Annotated in this window: 21 protein-coding genes; 14 read left to right on the plus strand and 7 right to left on the minus strand. The window is 56.0% G+C overall.

The annotated features are described in order from the left end of the window. Nucleotides 1-2: 2 nt before the first annotated feature. From EOJ32_RS18680 to EOJ32_RS20480, 6 genes are read right to left on the minus strand one after another with little or no spacing between them, the layout of a single operon-like run. The gene (locus EOJ32_RS18680) at nt 3-1,193 is read right to left on the minus strand and encodes a GIY-YIG nuclease family protein (RefSeq protein ID WP_127899853.1); all 1,191 of its coding nucleotides are present in this window, start codon (nt 1,191-1,193) and stop codon (nt 3-5) included. Beyond that, the gene (locus tag EOJ32_RS18685) at nt 1,186-3,234 is read right to left on the minus strand and encodes a DEAD/DEAH box helicase (RefSeq protein ID WP_127899854.1); all 2,049 of its coding nucleotides are present in this window, start codon (nt 3,232-3,234) and stop codon (nt 1,186-1,188) included. Before EOJ32_RS18685 ends, EOJ32_RS18680 begins: the two co-directional genes overlap by 8 nt. Continuing rightward, nucleotides 3,231-3,644, minus strand: a complete 414-nt coding sequence (locus tag EOJ32_RS18690; RefSeq protein WP_127899855.1) for a hypothetical protein — start codon at nt 3,642-3,644, stop codon at nt 3,231-3,233. The genes EOJ32_RS18685 and EOJ32_RS18690 overlap by 4 nt, the downstream gene beginning before the upstream one ends. Beyond that, the gene (locus EOJ32_RS18695) at nt 3,644-6,388 is read right to left on the minus strand and encodes a DNA methyltransferase (protein WP_127899856.1); all 2,745 of its coding nucleotides are present in this window, start codon (nt 6,386-6,388) and stop codon (nt 3,644-3,646) included. The genes EOJ32_RS18690 and EOJ32_RS18695 overlap by 1 nt, the downstream gene beginning before the upstream one ends. Continuing rightward, the gene (locus EOJ32_RS18700) at nt 6,385-6,807 is read right to left on the minus strand and encodes a type II toxin-antitoxin system VapC family toxin (protein WP_127899910.1); all 423 of its coding nucleotides are present in this window, start codon (nt 6,805-6,807) and stop codon (nt 6,385-6,387) included. The genes EOJ32_RS18695 and EOJ32_RS18700 overlap by 4 nt, the downstream gene beginning before the upstream one ends. A 2-nt stretch (nt 6,808-6,809) precedes the next feature. Then, on the minus strand, nt 6,810-7,058 hold the full coding sequence (locus tag EOJ32_RS20480; RefSeq protein ID WP_127899857.1) for a plasmid stabilization protein: 249 nt from the start codon (nt 7,056-7,058) through the stop codon (nt 6,810-6,812). Nucleotides 7,059-7,261: 203 nt separating this feature from the next. Between EOJ32_RS20480 and EOJ32_RS18710 the strand changes: the two genes are divergently transcribed. After that, nucleotides 7,262-7,942, plus strand: coding sequence for a uracil-DNA glycosylase (locus EOJ32_RS18710; protein ID WP_240542612.1), 681 nt, complete (start codon nt 7,262-7,264; stop codon nt 7,940-7,942). Nucleotides 7,943-8,394: 452 nt separating this feature from the next. Here the strand turns inward: EOJ32_RS18710 and EOJ32_RS18715 are convergent, their stop codons facing one another. Continuing rightward, complete coding sequence (locus EOJ32_RS18715; protein ID WP_127899858.1) at nt 8,395-9,021, minus strand: autoinducer binding domain-containing protein; 627 nt, start codon at nt 9,019-9,021, stop codon at nt 8,395-8,397. Nucleotides 9,022-9,152: 131 nt separating this feature from the next. Between EOJ32_RS18715 and EOJ32_RS18720 the strand changes: the two genes are divergently transcribed. From EOJ32_RS18720 to EOJ32_RS18780, 13 genes are all read left to right on the plus strand, one after another. Continuing rightward, nucleotides 9,153-9,407: a hypothetical protein gene (locus EOJ32_RS18720; protein ID WP_046001878.1), complete on the plus strand. Its 255-nt coding sequence runs from the start codon at nt 9,153-9,155 to the stop codon at nt 9,405-9,407. Then, nucleotides 9,373-10,002 (plus strand): acyl-homoserine-lactone synthase, encoded by a 630-nt coding sequence (locus tag EOJ32_RS18725; protein WP_084693962.1) that lies wholly within the window; start codon nt 9,373-9,375, stop codon nt 10,000-10,002. The genes EOJ32_RS18720 and EOJ32_RS18725 overlap by 35 nt, the downstream gene beginning before the upstream one ends. A 515-nt stretch (nt 10,003-10,517) precedes the next feature. After that, on the plus strand, nt 10,518-11,138 hold the full coding sequence (locus tag EOJ32_RS18730) for a lytic transglycosylase domain-containing protein (protein ID WP_371706328.1): 621 nt from the start codon (nt 10,518-10,520) through the stop codon (nt 11,136-11,138). 44 nt (nt 11,139-11,182) lie between these two features. Then, nucleotides 11,183-11,455, plus strand: a complete 273-nt coding sequence (locus EOJ32_RS18735; RefSeq protein WP_255352906.1) for a TrbC/VirB2 family protein — start codon at nt 11,183-11,185, stop codon at nt 11,453-11,455. Between the two features lie 4 nt (nt 11,456-11,459). Beyond that, nucleotides 11,460-11,738, plus strand: a complete 279-nt coding sequence (locus tag EOJ32_RS18740; protein WP_127899859.1) for a type IV secretion system protein VirB3 — start codon at nt 11,460-11,462, stop codon at nt 11,736-11,738. Continuing rightward, nucleotides 11,728-14,124 (plus strand): VirB4 family type IV secretion system protein, encoded by a 2,397-nt coding sequence (locus EOJ32_RS18745; protein WP_127899860.1) that lies wholly within the window; start codon nt 11,728-11,730, stop codon nt 14,122-14,124. Before EOJ32_RS18740 ends, EOJ32_RS18745 begins: the two co-directional genes overlap by 11 nt. Nucleotides 14,125-14,298: 174 nt before the next feature. Beyond that, nucleotides 14,299-15,411, plus strand: a complete 1,113-nt coding sequence (locus tag EOJ32_RS18750) for a lytic transglycosylase domain-containing protein (RefSeq protein WP_127899861.1) — start codon at nt 14,299-14,301, stop codon at nt 15,409-15,411. Next, nucleotides 15,408-16,217 (plus strand): type IV secretion system protein, encoded by an 810-nt coding sequence (locus EOJ32_RS18755; RefSeq protein ID WP_084693960.1) that lies wholly within the window; start codon nt 15,408-15,410, stop codon nt 16,215-16,217. The genes EOJ32_RS18750 and EOJ32_RS18755 overlap by 4 nt, the downstream gene beginning before the upstream one ends. Further along, the gene (locus EOJ32_RS18760; protein ID WP_127899862.1) at nt 16,217-16,873 is read left to right on the plus strand and encodes a virB8 family protein; all 657 of its coding nucleotides are present in this window, start codon (nt 16,217-16,219) and stop codon (nt 16,871-16,873) included. Before EOJ32_RS18755 ends, EOJ32_RS18760 begins: the two co-directional genes overlap by 1 nt. After that, entirely contained in the window at nt 16,870-17,565 is a 696-nt protein-coding gene (locus tag EOJ32_RS18765; protein WP_127899863.1) for a TrbG/VirB9 family P-type conjugative transfer protein, read from the plus strand. Before EOJ32_RS18760 ends, EOJ32_RS18765 begins: the two co-directional genes overlap by 4 nt. Then, nucleotides 17,562-18,998 (plus strand): TrbI/VirB10 family protein, encoded by a 1,437-nt coding sequence (locus EOJ32_RS18770; protein WP_127899864.1) that lies wholly within the window; start codon nt 17,562-17,564, stop codon nt 18,996-18,998. The genes EOJ32_RS18765 and EOJ32_RS18770 overlap by 4 nt, the downstream gene beginning before the upstream one ends. After that, on the plus strand, nt 18,998-19,984 hold the full coding sequence (locus tag EOJ32_RS18775) for an ATPase, T2SS/T4P/T4SS family (protein ID WP_046001869.1): 987 nt from the start codon (nt 18,998-19,000) through the stop codon (nt 19,982-19,984). Before EOJ32_RS18770 ends, EOJ32_RS18775 begins: the two co-directional genes overlap by 1 nt. Beyond that, nucleotides 19,981-20,436, plus strand: a complete 456-nt coding sequence (locus EOJ32_RS18780; RefSeq protein ID WP_127899865.1) for a hypothetical protein — start codon at nt 19,981-19,983, stop codon at nt 20,434-20,436. The genes EOJ32_RS18775 and EOJ32_RS18780 overlap by 4 nt, the downstream gene beginning before the upstream one ends. The last annotated feature ends 16 nt before the right edge of the window (nt 20,437-20,452 follow it).

The following is a 20,452-nucleotide window of genomic DNA, read 5'->3' on the forward strand; positions in this document are numbered from 1 at the left end:
TTTTATATTTTCGTTAGTTGAGCCTGTTTTGGGTCATAGACAAAGCCTGAAATGGTTCCCTCCTTAATTTTTTCGACAGCATCTTTGATTGCGTACATCGGCACCATAAACCACTCCCGCGGTGTCACAGGTCGGCCAAAACGATCCATGATGTCGATATTCAGCCGCGCCGGCTCGAATATCCGATGGATCAGTTTTTCCAGCTTGGTCCGATTGATATTATAAAGTTCATAAGTTGCTACGACTTCGACGTTCGCCATTAGGAATGTCGGCTGCAGGTGTGCCCCGGCGATCCGCTTCTCGACGCTCAGGTTCGTGACGCCGATCTTGTGGATCAGCTCTCGGTTTGCGGCCACCAGCGGATGCTCAGACTTGCTGCGCAGGACGTAGATGGTCCCGCTGGCTTCATCGCCATCCATTGTCTGATCAGAGAAAAGCGGGCCTGCTGAAGGCTCGGTAATGCGCCGACCGGCCTCGTCCTTGTTCAGGGCACGCTGCAGGGATCGCATGAGCATACTGCTCTCTGTGCCGTTATCGAAGATCACCCGCAACCGGGCGTCCGTGCGCCCCTGATCGTTGGTGATCGTCTCGCCCTTCTCGGCCACGTAAGCTTTCTGCCCACCGACGATGAAAAAGCGGCCCTTCTCGATCTCGGCCTTCATTTCAAAAGTGCGCGTTTCACGCAGTTTACTGTCCAGCTCCTTCTGAACTTTCTCGAACAGTGGCTTGAAGGCTGCGAAATCATCGCATTTTTCCCGCGCCGCGATTTCGTCGGCGGCCTTCTTCTCGGCAGTTGAGCGGACATGGGTCAGCTCGGTGATCGCCGGGGCGGCGACCTCCACGCCCAGCTCTGCCAGAAGGGCATCATCGTCCAGGGTGTCCAGATCAGGCCCGATGGCTTCAAGATATGCCCCGGATAGAAGTTCCTGACTATCCAGCGGCGCGACCAGCTCACGGCACTCGGTTTGGTCGCGGATGCGATCTAGCCGGACTGCGTAGAGACGCTCGAAGATATCCCGATCCTCCCCATGCTGCGGCGCGCGCCCATTCTTTGTGACGAACTGCTGGATTTCCTCAAATCCAGCAATGATCCGCTCTTCGCGTGGCGTACGGTCAACATGCTTCCTGGTCTCGATCTCGATACCAAGATCGGCCAGCAATGCGTCGTCTTCGTCGGTGAATGTCTTAGCCATTGGCGGCCTCCTGCTTCATGCGCGCCAGAAAGGCTACGCCTTCAGCCATCTTCTTTTCCCATGGATCAGTCGCAGTCAGGGACGGCAGACGCCCCCGCTCCTGCTTGAACTTTACAGCCCTTCGCACGAGGTCGCGCGCCTCTTCCGGGGACAGCTTGACCTTCTTTGCTGCGATGACTGCTGCGATTTCTCTGAGGCTTGCCTCGCTCATGGTCTTGGCAAGGATCGCGTAGGCCTCCCCAAAGGGATTAATCCGATCGATCAGGTCGATGTCCAACTCGCGCACATCCATCGCAAACTTCCGTACACCGTCGATCAAAGCGGTATTGCCTGAGGTGGTTTCACCGGCGCTGTCCGCCAGTGCGATTTCCTTAGCCTTCTGGGTCAGGTTCAGGGCAGCCATGGCATGCTGGCGTACAGCCTCCTGGTCTTCGGCATCCAGCTCGGGAAATCTTGCGCCGACGATCTTGCCCATGCGGACCTGCGTTAGCTCTTCCGGCACCAGTTCTTCGTCAAAGAGGCCCCGTTCGATCGTCGTCTTGTCCTGCACGAATGCCGTGATGACCTCGTTCAGGTCTTCCTGGCAAATGCGCTTGGCTTCCTTGCTTTTGGGCTCCGACAGCCCTTTGATCTCGATCTGGAACTGGCCGCTTGCTTCGTTAAAGCCGACATTCTCCTTGGCAGGATCATAACCCCCTGCCCCGTAATCAAAGCCTTCGACCGGACCGTTCTTGGAGCTCTTGGGCGTGAAGTTGAACCGGGGCGCCAGAACCTGTTCCATCAGCAGGCTGGCAGCGATGGCCTTTAGCGTGTCGTTTACCGCCTCTGTAACCGCTGCCTCCGCGGCATCGGGTTCGGCAATCAGGTTCGTGAACCGGGCGCGAGTCTTGCCCACCGCATCGCGCGTGGCGCGACCGATGATCTGTACGATCTCGGTCAGGCTGGCGCGATAGCCGACCGTCAGGGCGTGTTCGCACCAGATCCAGTCAAAGCCCTCCTTTGCCATGCCCAAGGCCACGATGATATCGACATGGTCGCGGTTGTTCTTTTGCGCGGGGTCTTTCAGCGCGGCCGAAACTCTGTCGCGCTTCGCCGGTTCATCGTCCACCAAATCGGCGATCCGAAGTATCCTTCCGTCTGGAGTTCTGACCAGCTGAAAGCCCGTGACCGGATCGGTGCCCTGCCAATCGCCCAAGGCATCGATGATATGCTCGACCTCCCGGTGCTTGTCCTTGGTGCTCTCGCGGGAGTTAACGTTCGGAATGTGCAGGATCGTCTTCTCGTTCGGGTCCAGCACCTTCAGGATGTCATCGGCGTAGGAGCCGGAATAGAAGAAGTAGCCGATATCCAGGGTTTTCAGATGCTGATAGCCGTTCAGCTGCTCGTAATAGGTATAGGTGACGGTATCGAACCGCGCCTCGTCCTCGGGTGACAGGACCGCCTCGGTATCACCGCGGAAATAGGACCCGGTCATGGCGACCAGATGCACCTTGTCGCGGGCCACCAGCGCGCCCAGATGCGCGCCCAGCTTGTTGTCGGGATTGGCCGAGACGTGGTGAAACTCGTCCACCGCGATCAGGCGTTCATCGAAGGCCTCGACCCCGAACCTGTCCACGGCAAAGCGGAACGTGGCATGCGTGCAGACCAGCACCTGGTCCTCGCTGGCTAGGAACTTGCCCACGGCACCGACCTTGCCGTCATCACCGCCGGGGGCATTGCACAGGTTCCATTGCGGCTTGACGATCCAGTCGGCCCAGAACCCATGCTGGCTCAGGGGCTCGTCGTTGAAGCTGGAGCCGATGGACTTTTCCGGCACCACCACGATGGCTTGGCGCAGGCCCTGATTGTGCAGCTTGTCCAGCGCGATGAACATCAGTGCCCGCGACTTGCCCGAGGCCGGGGGCGACTTGATCAGCAAATACTGCTCGCCCCGCCGGTCATAGGCGCGCTCCTGCATGGCCCGCATGCCAAGCTCGTTCGCCTTGGTCGAACTGCCATTGGCGGCATAGGTGACGGAGACGGACGGGACGGCCTTGGTCATTGCGAAATCCTGAACTGGCTCAAATAGGTGATGGCCCAGGCCGGGGGGCTGGGCCAGGTGCGGAAGCCGTGCTGATGCCACGAGACACTGTCCGCGCCGATCTTGGCGTTTGCCTCCATGAAGCTGACCAGCGCGTCGTGGTCATAGAGGTACAGCTCATCACCGTGCAGAAAGGCGATGTGGATGCCCTTGCCGTGATATTTCCGGTCGATGACCAGACGCCCCTTGAGCTGGACCTTCAGGAAGGTCTCGCCGTCGATATGCACGGCGATGAAGTCCGCCCCCTGCCAGTCATCCGTCAGGCGAATGCTGTTGAATCCGTAATCGGCCAGTCGCGCGGCGATCTTCTGGAAGTTGTAGTTTTCCTTCTGGCGCGAGTTCAGCCGGGCATAGGCGATGCGGTTGAACATCAGGCGCTGACCTTCGTGGTCATTTTCGTGTACATATCGAACAGCTTTTCCAGCCGTTCGGTGTCGTTGCGAAAGCGGCGGCCGATATAGATGCGCTCCAGCACCTCGTCGTTGTGGTCATGGGCGGCGCGAAGGTTGGCGGGCATCTTTTCCGATTCGTAAAGATCCGCGATAGTAGCGGGAAAATGCGCCTCGCGGGCTTGAAGAATGCCTTCCGCAGCTGCTGTAAGATCATGACGGTTCTTTTCGGTCAGCTTTGGGAGAGGGAAAGTGTTCCAGCCTAACTTATTTCCATAAGAAAAATCAGTCCGTAGACGCGAACATACAGTTCCAATCCAAACCAAATGCATCTTTGAAGCTATGATGGCCAAGTTCCACAGGCCCGCATCATAAATTGCGTAGCATTTATCGCCAATGATAGGTCCAGCTTCAATATATGAGACAGGCAAATAGGGACGATTTTGCGACGATACCTTTGGAATAACAATCGCCCGATTGCCATTCTTCGCAGATAGCTGCACAAATCGATATGGTGTTTTCGCATGTGCCCGTGTGGATGGAGCCTTACTTTCGGCTCGAAATTGACGAACACCCTCAATGCGAGAAAGTATTTCAACATTTTTCAAGGTACTTAAAACATGCCCATCTTCAATCCAAAGGCAGGCCCTTGGTCTTGCGTGAATTAATTCTTCTGAACCAAAGAAGGGCCTGACAAGACTCGCCTTATCACCGAGTGTTTTAGTTAATTCACGACCCTCATGGGCAGAAAAAATCAAGTTTCCTCCATCTTTAGCCATATTTCCCAAGTACATATTTGCGACTTCCGAGATCGGCTTAGGGCGCTGCGCCACCACAACAGATGAGTTTGGCACTAAATACGGACCTATTTCGTTAACACGTCTAATTTCATCTTCTGTAAACAACAAAGGATCGCGCGAACTTTTTGAAATGCCAACGATAACGACAGTAACGCCAGCTTTATCGCTGGCTAAGTTTGACCATTTAAAAGATGTATGAGCAAAACTAACCCTGTATCCTTCCTTAAAAATCAGCGGCCATAGTAAGGCAACTTGCTCGCCTTGGCATATCGAATTTGTTGACACAAACGCGGCTTCGCCCTCCGTTTCACTAAAAAAATGGCAGGCTTTAATGAACCAGTTTGCAACATAATCTAGCGATGCAAAAGAACCAGGATATCTAGAGAAAACATGATCGGTATCAAACCTCTCTGCCCCTTCTTTCTTATTGCGCCCTTTATAGGGCGGATTGCCACAGATATAAGTTTCACCGCCTTCGTTTGCAAAGTCGATCTGCGCCTGATCCAGCGGCGACATGAAGAGGTCATCGGCCTGAAACTTCACCCCCGTCCCCGTTGGCGGGCAGACCGACAGCCAATCCAGCCGCAGGGCATTGCCGCAGGTGATCCAGTTCTGCGCGTCCAGCGGCAGGAACTCTGCCAGCGCTTCCTTTTGCCCGCGATAGGTCACGTCGCACTGGTATTCCGCGATGATCAGCGCCAGCCGCGCGATCTCGGCCGAGAAGCTGCGCAGCTCGATCCCGCGATAATTGGTCAGGGGAATGTCGGTGCGGCGGTCAGCTTCACCACGGCGCCGGTTGATCTCGGCCTCGATGGCCCGCATCTCCTTATAGGCAATAACCAGGAAGTTGCCCGACCCGCAGGCCGGATCAAAGACCCGGATCTTGGCCATGCGCGCACGCAGATTGGCCAGCTTGCGGGCGTTGTCGCCCGCCGCCTCCAGCTCAGCCCGCAAATCGTCCAGGAACAGCGGGTTCAACACCTTCAGGATGTTCGGCACGCTGGTATAGTGCATGCCCAGGACAGAGCGCTCTTCCTCGTCCGCCACCGCCTGTATCATTGAGCCGAAAATGTCTGGGTTGATCTGCGTCCAGTCAAGGCCGCCGATATGGGATAGATAGCGCTGCGCGATCTTCGAGAAGCGCGGCACATCGGCGCTGCCCGAGAAGAGCCCTCCGTTCACATAGGGGAAGGCGTCGGCCCACCGCGGCAGCTTGGCCTCGGCTCTTTTGGCAATGGGCGTGTTCATCGCGCGGAAGATCTCGCCAATGACCTCATGCGTGTTGGCACCGTCGCGGTCCGACATCCGATCGACCGTCGCGGTGAACAGGCGCTCAGTGGCAAAGATGTCAGTGTCTTCTGCAAAGAAGCAGAAGATCAGCCGCGCCATGAAATGGTTCATGTCATCGCGGCGGTCCGAGCTGCCCCAATCGGGATTGTCCCTGATCAGCTCGACATAGAGACGGTTCAGACGGCTGGTGGCGCGTATATCGAACGCGCTCTCACGGATCTGCTTGATCGTGGAAATGCCCGCAAGAGGCAGGAAAAAACCGAAATGATCTGGGAAATCGACATAGCGGCAGGCGATGGTTTCCCCGCTGGTAATGTCCTCTGCCTCAAGCTCGATACCGTCAGTGGCAAGTATAAACTTGGCCTTGGCGCGGGCTGTCATTGGGCTGGCCCTGAGAGCGGCCAGCGCTTCGGCGACAGCGCCAGGCGCGCAGGCCGCCAGGTGGATGTTGTTTGTCTGGAGAACACCGCCCCACGGGCCCGTAAAGTCAGACTTGTTGGTCCCCCCACTGCGAAGCCGTTTGATCGTCGTGTCCTTGTTCCCGAAGGCCGTCAGGAAGGCATAAGGGAATTCGGCGGGGTCGAAGGGCTTCTCTGCCAGTTCGGAGATGGCCTGTTCAATTTCAACGGCGTTCATTCAGCGTTCCAAGGATTAATCAGATCTATGCCACAGCCCTCGAAGTCGGGCGTGTTCCGGGTGGCAACAGATGCGCCGTGGGCATGCGCTATTGCGGCGATCTGGCATTCGGCCTGCATGATCGGGCGACCGGCAGCACGCCGTCCCGCTGCGATGATTGCATAGGATTGCGCGGCGGTACTATCAAAGGGCAGGATGCGGCCCGCCATATCCTCACGAAGGATATGATCAACAGCATCTATCAGGGCGGTGCGCCGTTTCCCCATAGGCATGATTGCCAAGCCATGACGAAGCTCGGCTTCGGAAATTGCAGTCAGGTAAACAGTTTGGCCGTCCTGCCTGGAAAGCCACTGTTCAACGCGAGGCTCAGGCTCAGGGCGCAAAAGTTCAGAGACCACGTTCGTATCAACAATGATCACGCTCACGCCTGATCAAACGCTGGCGGGTCTCTCATGTGCTCTCGCGGGGGCAGGTCCAGCGTGGCCCCTCCAAGATGCGCAACACGGGCTCGGATAGCCGCGGCCAGGTTATGAGTAGGCTTCGCCTCCCCTACAACTTCCCGGAGGATCTCGCGGGCTTCCTCCTCCATGGAGCGTCCATGCTCAGCAGCGCGGATACGCAACCGCCGCTTGACGTCATCCTGAAGGTTTCTGATTGTAATGCTGGCCATGGTACCTCCGCATAGGCTGTCATCATCGCATGCAACGCTATCACAATCAACGACAGGTTTTGGGATTGGGAGGGGTGTCTGCGCGTTCTCCCGTGGAATTCCACCTAGCGCGAAACTGACAAAAAACTCTAGCCTGTATAAAGATATTGCAGCTTACCAAACCAGATGCGGTCAGCCGATCACCATGGAGATTGACACTCGCAATGCCGCGCAAAAGCAAATTCATCTATGATGTGGACGATGAGCTTATCATCATTCCGGCAGATGGCCTTCCTGCCCCTGATATGCCGCGCAGCTTGCGCGATATCCGCCAGCTTACCTATCGCAAGATGTTACGCGACAGCCCCCACATGGCACCGCTAAATGACATGGTGGCAGGCCTCAGAGCGGAAGGTCGCGGGGCCGTTCCAGACTTCGATCCGCTGGACGGCGGCGTGAGAGCCCGCATCCTCTTTCTTATGGAGAAGCCTGGTCCCATGACAGACGCCGATCGGCCAGGTCGAGCCGGTTCCGGTTTCATCTCCCGCGACAACGATGACGAGAGCGCGGCCGCCACGTTTACTTTCATGCAGCAAATACCGGTCATGCGAAATGAGACGCTCATCTGGAACGCGATACCTTGGTGGAATGACAGCATAAAGGTGACGCCCGAGGAGTGGCGAGTTGGGCTGCTGCGTTTGGAGGCGTTGTTGAACCTTCTGCCCCGCCTTCAAAGCGTGGTTCTTGTCGGTAGGAAGGCCGCGCGTGCTGCGACCATGCTGGCAATGCGGGATCTGAGGGTCTGGCACTCGGCCCATCCCTCATCACGTGTAAGAGCGCGATACCCTGATCAGCATGCGGCCATTCCCGGCATCTGGGCCAAGGCAGTGACCTCACTCAATTAAGAGATTGCCAAATTGAGGCTGCTAGATGGGCTCATCACGTTACATAGTAATCGGATTTATGACTCGGGAACCGTTTGGCGCAGCCGGGGATTGGCATGTCTCATCATAGTGCCGACCTTTGCCATGCAGTACGTCATCTACGATCCACACCGCCGAGGCTTCTGGAAGAGCCCTACCAAAGTAGTGCCGTCCCCGGACAAGGCAAAGGTATGGGGTCAGCTTTCAGCCGCTATCGCACAGGCATCAATTGCCAACCGCAGTCGCAACGTGCCGGATCACCAAGTGCCGAGCGCACACCATTGCGATCTGCCAGACTTCGTGGTTCGCGGGTATGACGACTGTTGGATGTGTATGGAGACCCATAGTGCGCCTCCACATCACTTTCTGAGCTGAGGCTAGCTCAATGCCTCCCCCCTACCCTTCTCATCACACATGACTAATTCTACTGGATTTCAGATAATTCCCATCTGAGCGGCACGTGCGACTGCGCTGACTGAATTTGGTGCCCGGAGTTTGACCTGCGCCGTAGATAGTCGCTGTCTCAATGCCGACCGGCTGATGTTCAACGTCTCAGCGGCGTCATCTTGGTTGGCACCACCCTTGATCGAGGCCAAAGCGTCGATCTCGCCTTGGGTCAGCCCAATAGTTTTCCAATAGCTTGTGAAAAGGTTTGCCCACGCCTTCACGCGGCCCATGAGCTGTTCCATTTCTGCGTCAGTCAGCTCTCGGTCATTTCGGGCGATGGATAGGAATGACCGTTTGCCTTTCACCACTTCGACAAAGGTAGCGCCATAGACAAGACCATGGGTAGCTGCGTCAGCCATCACGCCCCGTAGGTCGGGAAGGCTGGACTCCGACCAGCGGATCATTCCGGTGCGGGCCATGGTCCAAACGGTCATGGGATCGCCAAAAAAGTAGTTCTCCTGTTCGTATTTTTTTGTCCACGCATCGGGATAGCGATTGAGGCAGAAATCAGGTTTTCCAAATTTCAAGCCAAGGCCAAGGATGAAGCCCCCGTTGCCGATCTTATCAAGAACGGCAAGTTCGTCTTCATGATTCGGGATCACGAGTTCAATCATTTCAGACCTGTCAAGTAAAAAACGCAATTTGCACTAATGAACTGACCAAAAGGACATGTTGGTGTCAATGGTTAATTTTGAGCCGTAAGTACCGTCTTAAGTAAACCGGCAAAAAGCCATAGGAGGGACAGATGACCGACTTAACCGCAAGGGTACGCCCAAGGGGCGTGGTTATCTCCGCCGAGGCTAACTTTACTGCCGACATGGCTCAGAACCTGGTGTCGATGTTTGCCCATCTACAGGAAGGCCAAGAGATCACCGTCAAGTTCTCAAATAAGGGTGTGTGGGCCGTTACGCCGGAAGGCATCCGCCTGTTCATCGGCTCAACAGAAGTTTTCGAGGTAGGTACCAATGGTCAAGATGCAGCCAAGCCGCATGTTCAGTGACGCGGCCCGTGACGGCTATCAGGTCGAGGTCATCCGCTGCCCGGAGGACTTGGACAGGTGGCATCTGGTCAATGACTACCTGAAACTGCGCAAGCAGATTTTCGTGGATCGTCTGGAATGGCCGCTGTTTCACGCGGAAGATCTGGAGTTCGAACAGTATGACTCCTTCAACACGATCTATGTTGTGGCAACGCTGAACGGTGTTGTCGTCGGAGGGGCAAGACTGCGCCGCACCGACCAGATCAGCGGCACCGGGCAAATCCAGTATAGCTACATGATCCGCGATGCCTGCCTGGGCGTACTGCCCGGCTTGCCGCAGGAGCTGTGCCACGCGGTCCCGCCTATGAATGAAAAGGTCTGGGAGATTACGCGTATGGTAGTCACCGGGTCGCGCGATGTGTCTCGGATGATCCTTGCCAAGATCAACACGTTCTTGGGTGAGGAAGGAGCTGACACTGTTCTGTTCCTCGGATCGCCAGCGTTCCAGCGCATGGCAAACTCTCTGTCGTGGCCGGTCAAGCAGCTTGGACCTGTCGCCAGCAACTCCGAAGGATCGTTCCAGGTCTTCGAGTGTCCTGTGCGTGAACTGGGCTAAAACCATTCAACAATGTTAAACAAACAATTCATTTATGTTGAGGTTTGTTGAAATGTTGTGTATGAAGGTGGTGATCTAGTTAAATCCAACTAGTGCGGGCAACCCAACATAGTGCATCAAGGCACCTGTCAGTGAGCAGGAGCCCCCAATGAGTCTAGCCATACCGCCAGTGATAATCAGCGAGGACGTTGCGCAGGTCGTAAACGAGGGCGGATCGGTAATCATAATTTGCCAAGAGAGCGTTTCCAAAAAAGGAACGTCTGCAGTCGGCAAATGGATTTACGAGGTCGTTTCGGCCGATAAAAAATCCAAACGGTTATTGGTCTACAAAGTCAGAAACAAACCAGAAACATCGCTCACCGTGTCGGGCGTTGCTTCAAAACTTATGCTCTGGGGCTTCCCCGGATTGATAATGCCCTTCGAAAAAGGACAGTGTTTTGAAATATTTAAAGACGGCCGTTATTTGGTCGATTGGAGGTCTGACTCTTAACGCGACTGCATGTCTCGGACAGGGTTTGGTCCTTGTTCCAGGTTCTGACGGAGCCTTCGAATTTAGAGAACAAAGCAACGGCTTTGCCCGCCATTACGGATCAGGTGGGCAGCCGATAATCCCAGAAGCCGAACGTCAGGCTTCTGTTCCCGAAAATTCCATGTCCTTTCTAGCAGAGCCGGACAATGGTTTCATGGCACCACGCGCTGCCTCGGGAAGCCCTGAAGTACTCGATGCAATTCATCAGACAGCATTGCGCTATGGAGGCCATGGTGCCCTGCGCAAAGCTGGAATGTCGATCACGGACTGGCGCGACTTCTACAGAGCTAACATCGAAATCGAGAGTGCGTACAACCCTCGCGCTCTAAGCCATGTCGGTGCGATCGGCCTCGGCCAACTCATGCCCGCGACCGCCGCCACACTCGGCGTAAACCCACATGACATGCACCAGAACCTCGATGGTTCTGCCCGTTACCTGCTTCTTCTTCTCGACCGCTTCGGATCGAAGGAGCTGGCACTGGCTGGCTATAATGCTGGCCCGGAAGCCGTTTCGCGTCATGGAGGCATCCCGCCCTACCGCGAAACGCAAGGCCATGTCCGCAAGGTAATGGCCGTTTACCAACGTCTCAAAGGAGAACAACTGTGACGCAAATCTTTAACCGGGTGGGCGGTCCTGCTTCCCGTAATTGGGTGCTGTTGGCCGCACTCGCTGTCATGGTTCTGATGATCGCAGAACCGGCGATGGCACAGGATATTAACCTCGATCCCATTCAAAACTTTCTGCAAGGACTGGTGGATGCGCTGACCGGTCCCTTGGGGATGATCATCGCTACGCTCGCGCTCATCGGCGTGTTCATCACATGGTTCTTCGGCATCATCGACTTCCGCCAAGCCATGTGGGTTGTCATCGCTATCGCAGGTATTGGCGGCGCGACGACGATGGTCGAGGCGCTGTGGGCTTGATGTCATGACAGAGCAGGATGTCGTTTTTAAAGGTCTGCTTCGCGCGCCAAAGTTTCTCGGCTTGCCCGTAATTTACGGGATGGTGTGGGTCTTTTCCGGCGTCCTGCTTTTCATCTGGATCAAATCTTTCTGGGTGCTGGCTTGGGCGGCAGCTACCTACCCGGCCCTTTATGCCGCGGCCCAGTGGGACCCAAACTTTTTGGACGTAATCATGACCGTCCTTCAGAAAACGCGACCATCGCGGAATAAAAACCTTTGGAATGGAAACAGCTATGAGCCGTAAGGAATTGAGTGGTGAGGGCGCAGCAAGCCTGATTTCATCAGTTGCCTTCCGCGAAGAGCAATTCGAAGATTATTTGCCCTTTGTCAGCCTTGTCGATGACGAAACCATCCTGACACGCGGCGGCGAATACATGCAGTGCATTCGCGTCAATGGCCTCAACAGCATGACAGCAAACGATGAGGCGCTTATCCGTTTGAAAAAACGGATCGCCACTATCATTGCGCAAACCGAAGGTCGGTTTAGCTTCTATATCCACAAGATCAGCAAGCGGCTTTCGCCGGAAATATCACCTGTTCGCGGTGATGGGTTCGCCGCCGAAGTCGATAGGCGTTGGCAGTCGGCTCTTTCGTCCTACGGCCTTCGCGACAAGACACTGACCATTACAGTCTTGCGTCGGCCCGCTGCTAGTCGCTCAGTATCTGCCTTTGAGAAAGTGCGGGCGCGATTTGCCAAAGACAAGGTTGAGGATCAGAAGCAACTTCGCGAGCGGCGGCTTGCCAGCCTGCGTGAAGTCGTCTCGATCCTCCTGTCTGCTACAGAAGGCATGTCCGGTCGTGCGTTGACCGCATCCTCCGGCGAGCTGCTAGGCTTCCTCGAAGCTATCGGCTCTGGCACGGAGGTTCCGACCTATCCTCTTTCGGAGATTGGTATTCTTGCCCGGAGCGTAGCCAACTTTCGCCCGACATTCGCGAGCAACCGGATCACCTTGTCGGGCGGAAATACCGGTCGCAAGAGCGGTCTGATCTTCACGATCAAAAATTATCCTAATCAAACCGAACACGGCATGTTCGACAGCCTGAACCTGCCCCACGACATGGTCATCACCCACAGCTTCACGCCTATTCCAAACGATGTAATGGAAGAGCGTATTCGTCGCGCTCAAAAGATGATGGCGTCGATGAATGATGCAGGGGTGTCGGATCGCGAACTACTGGCCTCTGCGGCTGATGGGCTGGTGACAGGCAAACTGGTGTTTGGTGGGCATCACATGACAGCTGCGATCTACAGCAGCAATGAGCGTGAGCTTGCAGAGGCAGCGGCAGATATTCAGCAGGTCGCCCAGGAAGCCGGCGTCAAGGTCATCACCGAAGCCTTTGCATCACGGGCACATTACTTCGCACAATTTCCTGGCAACGCCGCTTTCCGGTCCCGGATCGGCACCATCACAAATCGAAACTTTGCGGGTTTGGCATCACTGCATCGGACACCTCTCGGAAAAAATGGAGACGAGGTTCCGTGGAAAGACCCGATCACCGTATTTCCGACCCCCGAAGGAAGCGGGTACCAGTTTAGCTTTCATCGCAAACTGTCGCGCGGCAACGTGGATGCGGAACCCCCCGCAGGCCACACTCTAATCCTCGGTCCGTCCGGCGGCGGAAAATCCGTGCTTATTGCGTTCCTCATTGCACAAGCGCAGCGCATGAACGCACGGGTGTTTGCCTTCGATTATCGGCGCGGGCTTGAAGTTCCTCTTCGTGCGCTTGGGGCTGAGTATAGCGAAATCACAGCCAACCGCCCAACAGGGCTAAACCCGCTGTGGTCCGAAACTGATCCAGAGGGCCAGCAGTGGCTTTCGGAATGGATAACGGCGCTGATCGAACGGGCCGAGCGTCCTTTGACGGCGCAACAGTCTCAGTTTCTTCAAGATGCTATTCGTAGAAATGCGGAAGCACCGCAAGGGCTGCGCCATTGGTCACAATTTGCGAGCCTTTTCGCCCCCCTCGATGATGACGGTGATCTGGAAAGCCGCATACGCGAGTGGGCTCCTTCTGGCCGTTATGGTTGGATCTTCGGCGGAAACCGCGAAGACACTTTCTCCCTGAACGGCGACCTAGTTGGCTTCGATCTGACAAGCGTCTTAGACAACGGAAATGACAAAGAGCGCGCAGCGGTTCTTGGCTATATTTTCCGACGCCTAGAGCGGGCCATGCAAGATCGCCGCCCCACAATCATTGTTGTGGATGAAGCATGGCGGGCGCTCGACACAGACTACTTTGCGGACAAGCTGCAAGGTTGGCTAGTCACGCTGCGCAAGCTCAATTGTGTTGTCCTACTCGTGACACAGTTCGCCACCCAAATTGCCAACTCAAAGGCGGGCGCGTCCATTTTGCAGGGCGTCCAAACGCAAATTCTTCTGCCGAACGATGACGCATCGGCACAGGACTTTGCGGCCCTCAATCTAAACGCAAAAGAGCTGACCATCATGCTTGAAACCCCTCCGGGCAAGCGCGTGGCCTTGGTTCGAGACGATCAAGGGTCTGTTCTACTGGATACGGACCTCACGGACCTGGGCCAACTCCTCATGTCGATCGGCAACAGCACCGCAGGCCGCGCAGCACTGGCCGCACCTGATTATGATCCTGAATTCTGGAGAGCCCTGAAATGAAGCGTGTGATTTTCGCCCTTACTTTGTCCGGCCTACTATCGGCCTGCGCTGGTGAAACGCGTCCAGTTTCATCGGAATGCTTCTCATCCTCCGGCCGTCCGACCTGCAACTTTACGCCGCTGCCTGAGCTGCACGCAAAGGGTGGAGTCAGTGTCTAGTCGGCTCCGTAAAGTCATGCTGGCAACGGCAATATCGTGCACAAGCACGATCGCCGTGGGTCAAGGCGTTCCCGTAATTGACGTCAACCAGCTACAGCAGAACCTCCTAATCCTGACGGAGCAGTTTGCTGACCTCGAACGCCAGCGCAATAAACAAGGGCGGCTTGAGGAAATTGAACAGCTGCATGAAGAACAGCTTGCCGCGCTTGATGCCATCATTGGCAGCACTCGTCCGACAGGCAGTTCAGAAGACATGATTGCTGATCTGGAAGAAGGGGAAACTCCTTCCTCAGCAGCGCCCAATCTTTATTCCGCCGAGGATGCCAATACAGCCACACCGGAACTTTTTGGTGATGCTCAGGTGACTGTCGAGCAAGTCATCATCCGGGCTGCCCAAGCCACCTACAGTCGTCCCGGTGTGGCTAAAGCAGGTCTGTCGCCGGTCCAATGGCGCGCACTGCTGCAAGCCATGATCTGGCAGGAAAGCCGGTTCAACCCTCACGCTGAGTCACCTGTCGGGGCCTATGGCCTCACGCAGATTATGCCGCTTACTGCAGTCGATCTAGGGATTGGTGAAACCTATCGCGGTGATCCTTACGTGCAGGCGGAAGGTGGCGCACGTTATCTATCAACCCAGCTTGATACGTTTGATGGCGACATTGTTCTGGCACTGGCAGCATACAATTCAGGCCCTGGAAATGTTCGGCGTCACAACGGCGTCCCGCCATTCAACGAGACGCGGCACTACGTCCAGGTCATCCCGGCCAAGTATAACGAGTATCTGGCGCAAATCGGCGGTGTTGATGCTCTTGGCACGATCGAGCCTGTTCTAGCGGCTGGCGCGCACACTGCCATGATGAGCGATGGCGCGATGCTCTATGGCGACAATGCTTATGAAATGGTGCGTCAGTCAGCCGTACGCGTCCGCGCCATAATAGAGCGGATTGAGGCTACAGACACACCGCATGAGGCGATGGCCCTCAATGCATACATGCGCGCTGAAACCGCGCGCGTCATGGTTCTGCTGACCCGTCTGCGGGCAGCGAACTCACAACCTATTAGTGCTGAAGCAATGCAGTTCGCAGCCGAACAGGCTTCAGAGCGCCGTTTCCTAAGATTTGGAGAATGACCATGCGTGACCTCAGAAAGTTCGCTCGTCCAAAAGCTTTTGCTATTGCTGTCGTGGCTGCAACGGTTCTGCCCTACGCACACTCGAATGCAGCCTACGCGCAAGGCGTTCCGACGGTAGATACTCAGAATATCGCTCAGTCCATCCGGCAACTTCAAAACATGCTTGAAGATGCCGGACTGCAAAACGCGCAGCTCGACCAGCTTCTTTCTCAAGTGACCCTTCTTCAAGGGCACCTAGAGACCGCCAACAATCTCTATGCCTCCCTGACTGGCGCCCGCGACATTGTCGGGCTGACCATGGACGGCGATCTGAATGACCTGCTGGAAGGAAACATGAGCGGCGTCCTCGGGACGATCCTGGCCGGAATGAACGGTGACTGGAGCGGGCTGACTGGCCCGCGATCGGTGAACATGCGGACCACTATGACCGCAGCCCTGGAAAGCGCAGGGTTTGGAGAGGGCACCGTTGAGGAACTGGCAGGATCAAGTGTGCCAGGCGCTCGGCGTGTCGCATCCGCGGCAACCGGAGGAGCTGTCGTCGCCGCAGCGGGCGAAAGCGCCCATGCAAACACCGCACAAAGCCTCGGCCGCGTAGGTGCACTGGTCGATATGATTGGCGAGACAGAGGATCTAAAGGCGTCGATTGACCTTAACACGCGCGTAAATGCGGAAGTCGTCATTGCGCTGTCGCAGCTCATCGAACTTGAAGCTGTAACCGCAGTAAATTCGGGCATGGCAGGGATGATGGATGCTGCCACGATGGCCGAAGAGCGCGCGTTCCTCACGTTCGGGAACATCGAATAATGGCACGTGAAAAAAAGGAAATTATCGAAGAAGAGCTGATTTTCGGTGCGCGCAAGCGCGAAACTTTCTGGCGCAAGCTGGCCCTCACGGGTTGGGGCTTTGGCATCATAGGGTGCTTGTCTGCTGCCGCAGTCGCAGTCTTTACCGAACGACCTGCACCCGCCCTCGTGCCATTTGACCCTGCAACTGGAATGGCGCTGCCAATGGCAAGCGTGGGAACCATCAGCCTGAATGAACAGCAGGCAGTCGTGCAATCTCTTGTTTTCGCCTATGTGCGCGACCGGGAAACCTACAATCGGATCGATAACGATCAGCGCGTTCAGACGCTCCTCAATCGCTCTGAAGGTAATGCACGCGGCTCCCTAGTCGAACAGTGGACAGCGGATAATCCAGATTTCCCCCCGACGCTCTACGGTGAGAACTCCCGTATGGATGTGGAGGTTATCAGCGTCACCCCTCTCAGCAATGACAGGGCAACGGCCCGGATTGTGAAGCGGCTCGTGACGCCCAACGGCACGACCGAAGGGACATTCACTGTGTCGCTTGTCTTCAACTTCCAGCCTCAAGAACAGCGCACTCTCGAAGCCCTGTGGCAAAACCCATTCGGTTTTTCGGTGCGGGAATACGTGGTCTCGTCGGAAAGGTTCACGGAATGAAAAAAACTAGCTTCCTCGCCGCACTCTGCCTCGCCGGTTTTTCGACTGTGGCTCAAGCCGAGGTTACCCCCCGCGCGGGCGCACATGATAGTCGGGTGCGCTTAGCTCAGTATGTCGATGGGCAGGTTTACCGGATCAATACAACGATCATGAAAGTCACCTCAATCGAGTTTGGCTTGGGCGAGGAAATCATATCAATCGCTGCGGGTGATACCGAAGGATTCCAGTTCGACGCGGTTCCTGGCGGCCATGCAATGCTCGTCAAACCCATGATGTCGGGCGTCACCACGAACATCATCGTCTATACCAATCAGCGGGCATACTACTTTGCGGTCACAGAAACCAATTCTGCGACGCACTATGTTGTTCGGTTCGATGGCCCACGCACTCGCTCTGCGCCTCCTGCCAACAAGCAAGTTGTCGCAACTGCCCCGTACGACACATACGGCGCGAACCGGCTGACTGAAATCACGCCCCGCGAAGTATTCGATGATGGGACGTTCACGTATTTCCGTTTCGCGCGGAATGCCTCGCTGCCCGCAATCTTCCGCGTTTCGGGCGGTCGGGAGCGCACTGTGAACAGCCAAACTTTGGACGATGGCACAATCAGGGTTTCGGGTGTCTCGCAGTATTGGGTGCTGCGGGCCGGGGAAACCGAAAACACGATTGCGAGGCTTGGAGGCAGCAAATGACTGACGACACGAGCAACGCAAAAGTCGATCAACAGCAAGGCGCGCAAGGCACTGAGGGCGATCCCGAAGAACAGCTCAATGAGCGCCTTCAGGCGCTTGAGGCTGAGAGTCAGGGTGCAAAAAAAACTGAGAGCAAACGGTCACCTGCGATCTTGGTCACGGGACTGATTGCGATCTGCGGGCTAGGCTTGGCTGCTTATACAGTTTCACAGTCTTCAACGGATGGTTCCAGCCTTCGCACAGGACAGTCTGACCCTTTCCAGAATATTGGTACAAGCGCCTACGGCCATCTGCGGGTAGCCCAAGGCGCTGAACCAGACCTGCAGCCGGAGCCGGAGGAGCCGCAGCAGCCAGAACCTGATCCTCGCTATGAAGAAATGCAGCAACAACTTGCAGCGTTGCGGGCTGAGATTGCGGCGCGGGATGCAGCCAGCGAAACAGATAATGCCGAAGTCGTCACGGAAACCCCTGTGGATGATGACCGGCTATCGAAGCTTGCAGAGGAACTTGAAGCACTGCGTCTTCGCGATGCGGAACGTGACTCGGAAGCGGCGCGGATCGCGCAGGACCATGCGCGTGAAATGCAACGACTGCAAAGCGAGCTGGATCTTGCCCGGCTGTCTGGTGGGGGTGACAATTACGACCAGTCCGGCAATGCCGCGCTAGATGATCGTGCCCGACAAGCCGAAGAAGCACGACGCCTAGCCCAAGAGCAACAGGAACGTCGCCGTTCTTCGGGTATGCTTGCCTTTGGGGGAAGCGGTGGAGGCGGTGGCGAAGCCTCCGGTGCTGCTGAACAGCGTGAAGCGCGGCTGTCAGATAACGAGGCGTTCGTGCGCGATGCAGGAAGGCCGGCGCAGGTCGAGCGGGCTTCCGTAATAGTGAACCCCGCAAACACTGTAACGCAAGGAACGATGATCCAAGCTATTTTGGAAACTGCGATTAATTCGGAGCTTCCCGGTGCGATTAGGGGGGTCGTAAGCGAGGATGTGCATTCCTATGACGGGACGCGCATTTTGATCCCTCGGGGATCGCAAGTGATCGGACGATACTCTGAAGGCGTGGAATTGGGCCAGCGCCGCGCGCTGGTGGCATGGGAACGCATCATCATGCCGGACAATCAGTCCGTCACAATTTCAGCCTATGGTGGCGATGAAATAGGACAGTCCGGGCTTACGGGACGGGTTAACAATCATTTCGGTCAGCGTTTTGGTTCGGCGGCTCTCGTTAGCTTCCTGACGATCCTTCCGGCACTCGCGACGGAAAACACGGATGATGACCGCGCAAATGACATGGCGGATAGCGTAGGGCAGAACCTAACCAACGCAACAACCTCCGTGCTGAGTGAGTCCCTACGCATCAAGCCAACTATCCGTGTCGCCCAAGGCGCCCGTGTGACGATCATGGTTGACCGTGATCTGGAGATTTTCTGATGCAAGATGACAGCTACTTTAATCAGGCGATGGCCGCGCTAGGCGATGTAGTCACGCGCGATGACCTTGTGGAGCTGTGCATCAACCCTGATGGAACAGTTTGGGCAGAAACTCGTGGTGACCACTTCATGCGGAAGTGTGAGGCGCATCTGTCAAGAAATGTGCTGGCTGACTTAGCCGCTAGTATCGTCGGCCAGGCCCAAGCGACCATCAGCAAAGCCAAACCCCTTATCTCGGCTTCTATTGAGTATCTCGGCCGTCCGATCAGGGTCCAGGTCGTCGCACCACCTGCGGCACTCTCAGGCCATGCTATCGCAATGCGCTTCTTCTCGTCCCTGCCCCTCGATGAGGTCAAACTAGACTATCTCTATGGAGAACAGCGATCATTGGATGAGGAGCGCGCTGCACGAAACCTGCAGCTCAAAGAAATCGCAGAAAAGGGCACCCTCGATGAAGCCCTAGAGTTCTGTGTCGGTGAAAAGCTGAACATGGTCCTGTCAGGCGGAACCTCGACGGGCAAGACTGTAGCCCTTCGCAAAATCATGACCTTCATTCCTCCAACTGAACGGGTCATCACTATTGAGGACGCCGCTGAGTTGCTGCCTAGCCAACCTAATACAGTGTCCTTGATTGCCGACAGGAACAGCGACGTGCGATCGCCTGACGCGCTTCTGATTTCTTCGCTCCGAATGCGGCCTGACAGAGTGATCGTTGGCGAAGTGCGCGGCAAGGAAGCGATGACATTCCTTGAAGCTATCAACACAGGGCATGGCGGCTCAGCGACTACCGTTCATGCCGAAACGCCAACCTTGGCCTTAGATGCCCTTGCCATGAAAGCGGGCCGATCAGATGTGCCCATGAGCTATTCGGAAATTCGTGAATACATCACCCGATCTATCGACGTCATCATTCAGACAGGTCGGAAAGACGGAAAGCGCGGCATTGCCGAGTTTTACCTTCCGACAGCGAAGGGAACAGCGGGATGATGAAGTCTATTGTTCTCGCTGCTATCGCAGTTGCCGCTACTGCCGCTACTGCCCACGCAGACAAGGTGACGGAAGATCAGGAACGTAAGTTTCTGCGCTTCGACACGCAGAGCGCAGGAAATCCAGAAATTTCAGAACGCGGCTGCTCAATCCCACCACGTCCTGTTCTTCCAAACCCAAGAAACGCGCCAGTCAATGCCAACCCGGATCAAGCGAATTCTGTCCTGCTATCAGTCTACAGGCGCCAGAACGCAGAGCGGATTGTGTCTGAGCAAGCCTGCTCGTGCGACATGTATTTCTCGGATTGGGACAGCGCGCTCGATGAAATGATGGCCGTTTTTGAGGGGCTACACTTCGATGAGTGGGCAAGCGTTCGGCTTGAAAACAGCAGGGCCACGAATGCCCTATCCTCCGAAGTGCGGACAATCTGCAAAGAAAGTGGTGTCCTATAATGCCTATAGTTTCGGA

Source organism: Paracoccus sp. Arc7-R13, from assembly GCF_004010775.1.
GTDB lineage: Bacteria > Pseudomonadota > Alphaproteobacteria > Rhodobacterales > Rhodobacteraceae > Paracoccus > Paracoccus marcusii.

Coding starts and splice junctions, on each gene's coding strand:
- EOJ32_RS18745 (WP_127899860.1), top strand. CDS start 11,728: ATGAGCCGTAAGGAATTGAGTGGTGAGGGCGCAGCAAGCCTGATTTCA.
- EOJ32_RS18760 (WP_127899862.1), top strand. CDS start 16,217: ATGGCACGTGAAAAAAAGGAAATTATCGAAGAAGAGCTGATTTTCGGT.
- EOJ32_RS18780 (WP_127899865.1), top strand. CDS start 19,981: ATGATGAAGTCTATTGTTCTCGCTGCTATCGCAGTTGCCGCTACTGCC.
- EOJ32_RS18720 (WP_046001878.1), top strand. CDS start 9,153: ATGACCGACTTAACCGCAAGGGTACGCCCAAGGGGCGTGGTTATCTCC.
- EOJ32_RS18765 (WP_127899863.1), top strand. CDS start 16,870: ATGAAAAAAACTAGCTTCCTCGCCGCACTCTGCCTCGCCGGTTTTTCG.
- EOJ32_RS18685 (WP_127899854.1), bottom strand. CDS start 3,234: ATGACCAAGGCCGTCCCGTCCGTCTCCGTCACCTATGCCGCCAATGGC.
- EOJ32_RS18740 (WP_127899859.1), top strand. CDS start 11,460: ATGACAGAGCAGGATGTCGTTTTTAAAGGTCTGCTTCGCGCGCCAAAG.
- EOJ32_RS18695 (WP_127899856.1), bottom strand. CDS start 6,388: ATGAACGCCGTTGAAATTGAACAGGCCATCTCCGAACTGGCAGAGAAG.
- EOJ32_RS18755 (WP_084693960.1), top strand. CDS start 15,408: ATGACCATGCGTGACCTCAGAAAGTTCGCTCGTCCAAAAGCTTTTGCT.
- EOJ32_RS18770 (WP_127899864.1), top strand. CDS start 17,562: ATGACTGACGACACGAGCAACGCAAAAGTCGATCAACAGCAAGGCGCG.
- EOJ32_RS18775 (WP_046001869.1), top strand. CDS start 18,998: ATGCAAGATGACAGCTACTTTAATCAGGCGATGGCCGCGCTAGGCGAT.
- EOJ32_RS18750 (WP_127899861.1), top strand. CDS start 14,299: ATGCTGGCAACGGCAATATCGTGCACAAGCACGATCGCCGTGGGTCAA.
- EOJ32_RS18715 (WP_127899858.1), bottom strand. CDS start 9,021: ATGATTGAACTCGTGATCCCGAATCATGAAGACGAACTTGCCGTTCTT.
- EOJ32_RS18725 (WP_084693962.1), top strand. CDS start 9,373: ATGGTCAAGATGCAGCCAAGCCGCATGTTCAGTGACGCGGCCCGTGAC.
- EOJ32_RS18690 (WP_127899855.1), bottom strand. CDS start 3,644: ATGTTCAACCGCATCGCCTATGCCCGGCTGAACTCGCGCCAGAAGGAA.
- EOJ32_RS20480 (WP_127899857.1), bottom strand. CDS start 7,058: ATGGCCAGCATTACAATCAGAAACCTTCAGGATGACGTCAAGCGGCGG.
- EOJ32_RS18680 (WP_127899853.1), bottom strand. CDS start 1,193: ATGGCTAAGACATTCACCGACGAAGACGACGCATTGCTGGCCGATCTT.
- EOJ32_RS18710 (WP_240542612.1), top strand. CDS start 7,262: ATGCCGCGCAAAAGCAAATTCATCTATGATGTGGACGATGAGCTTATC.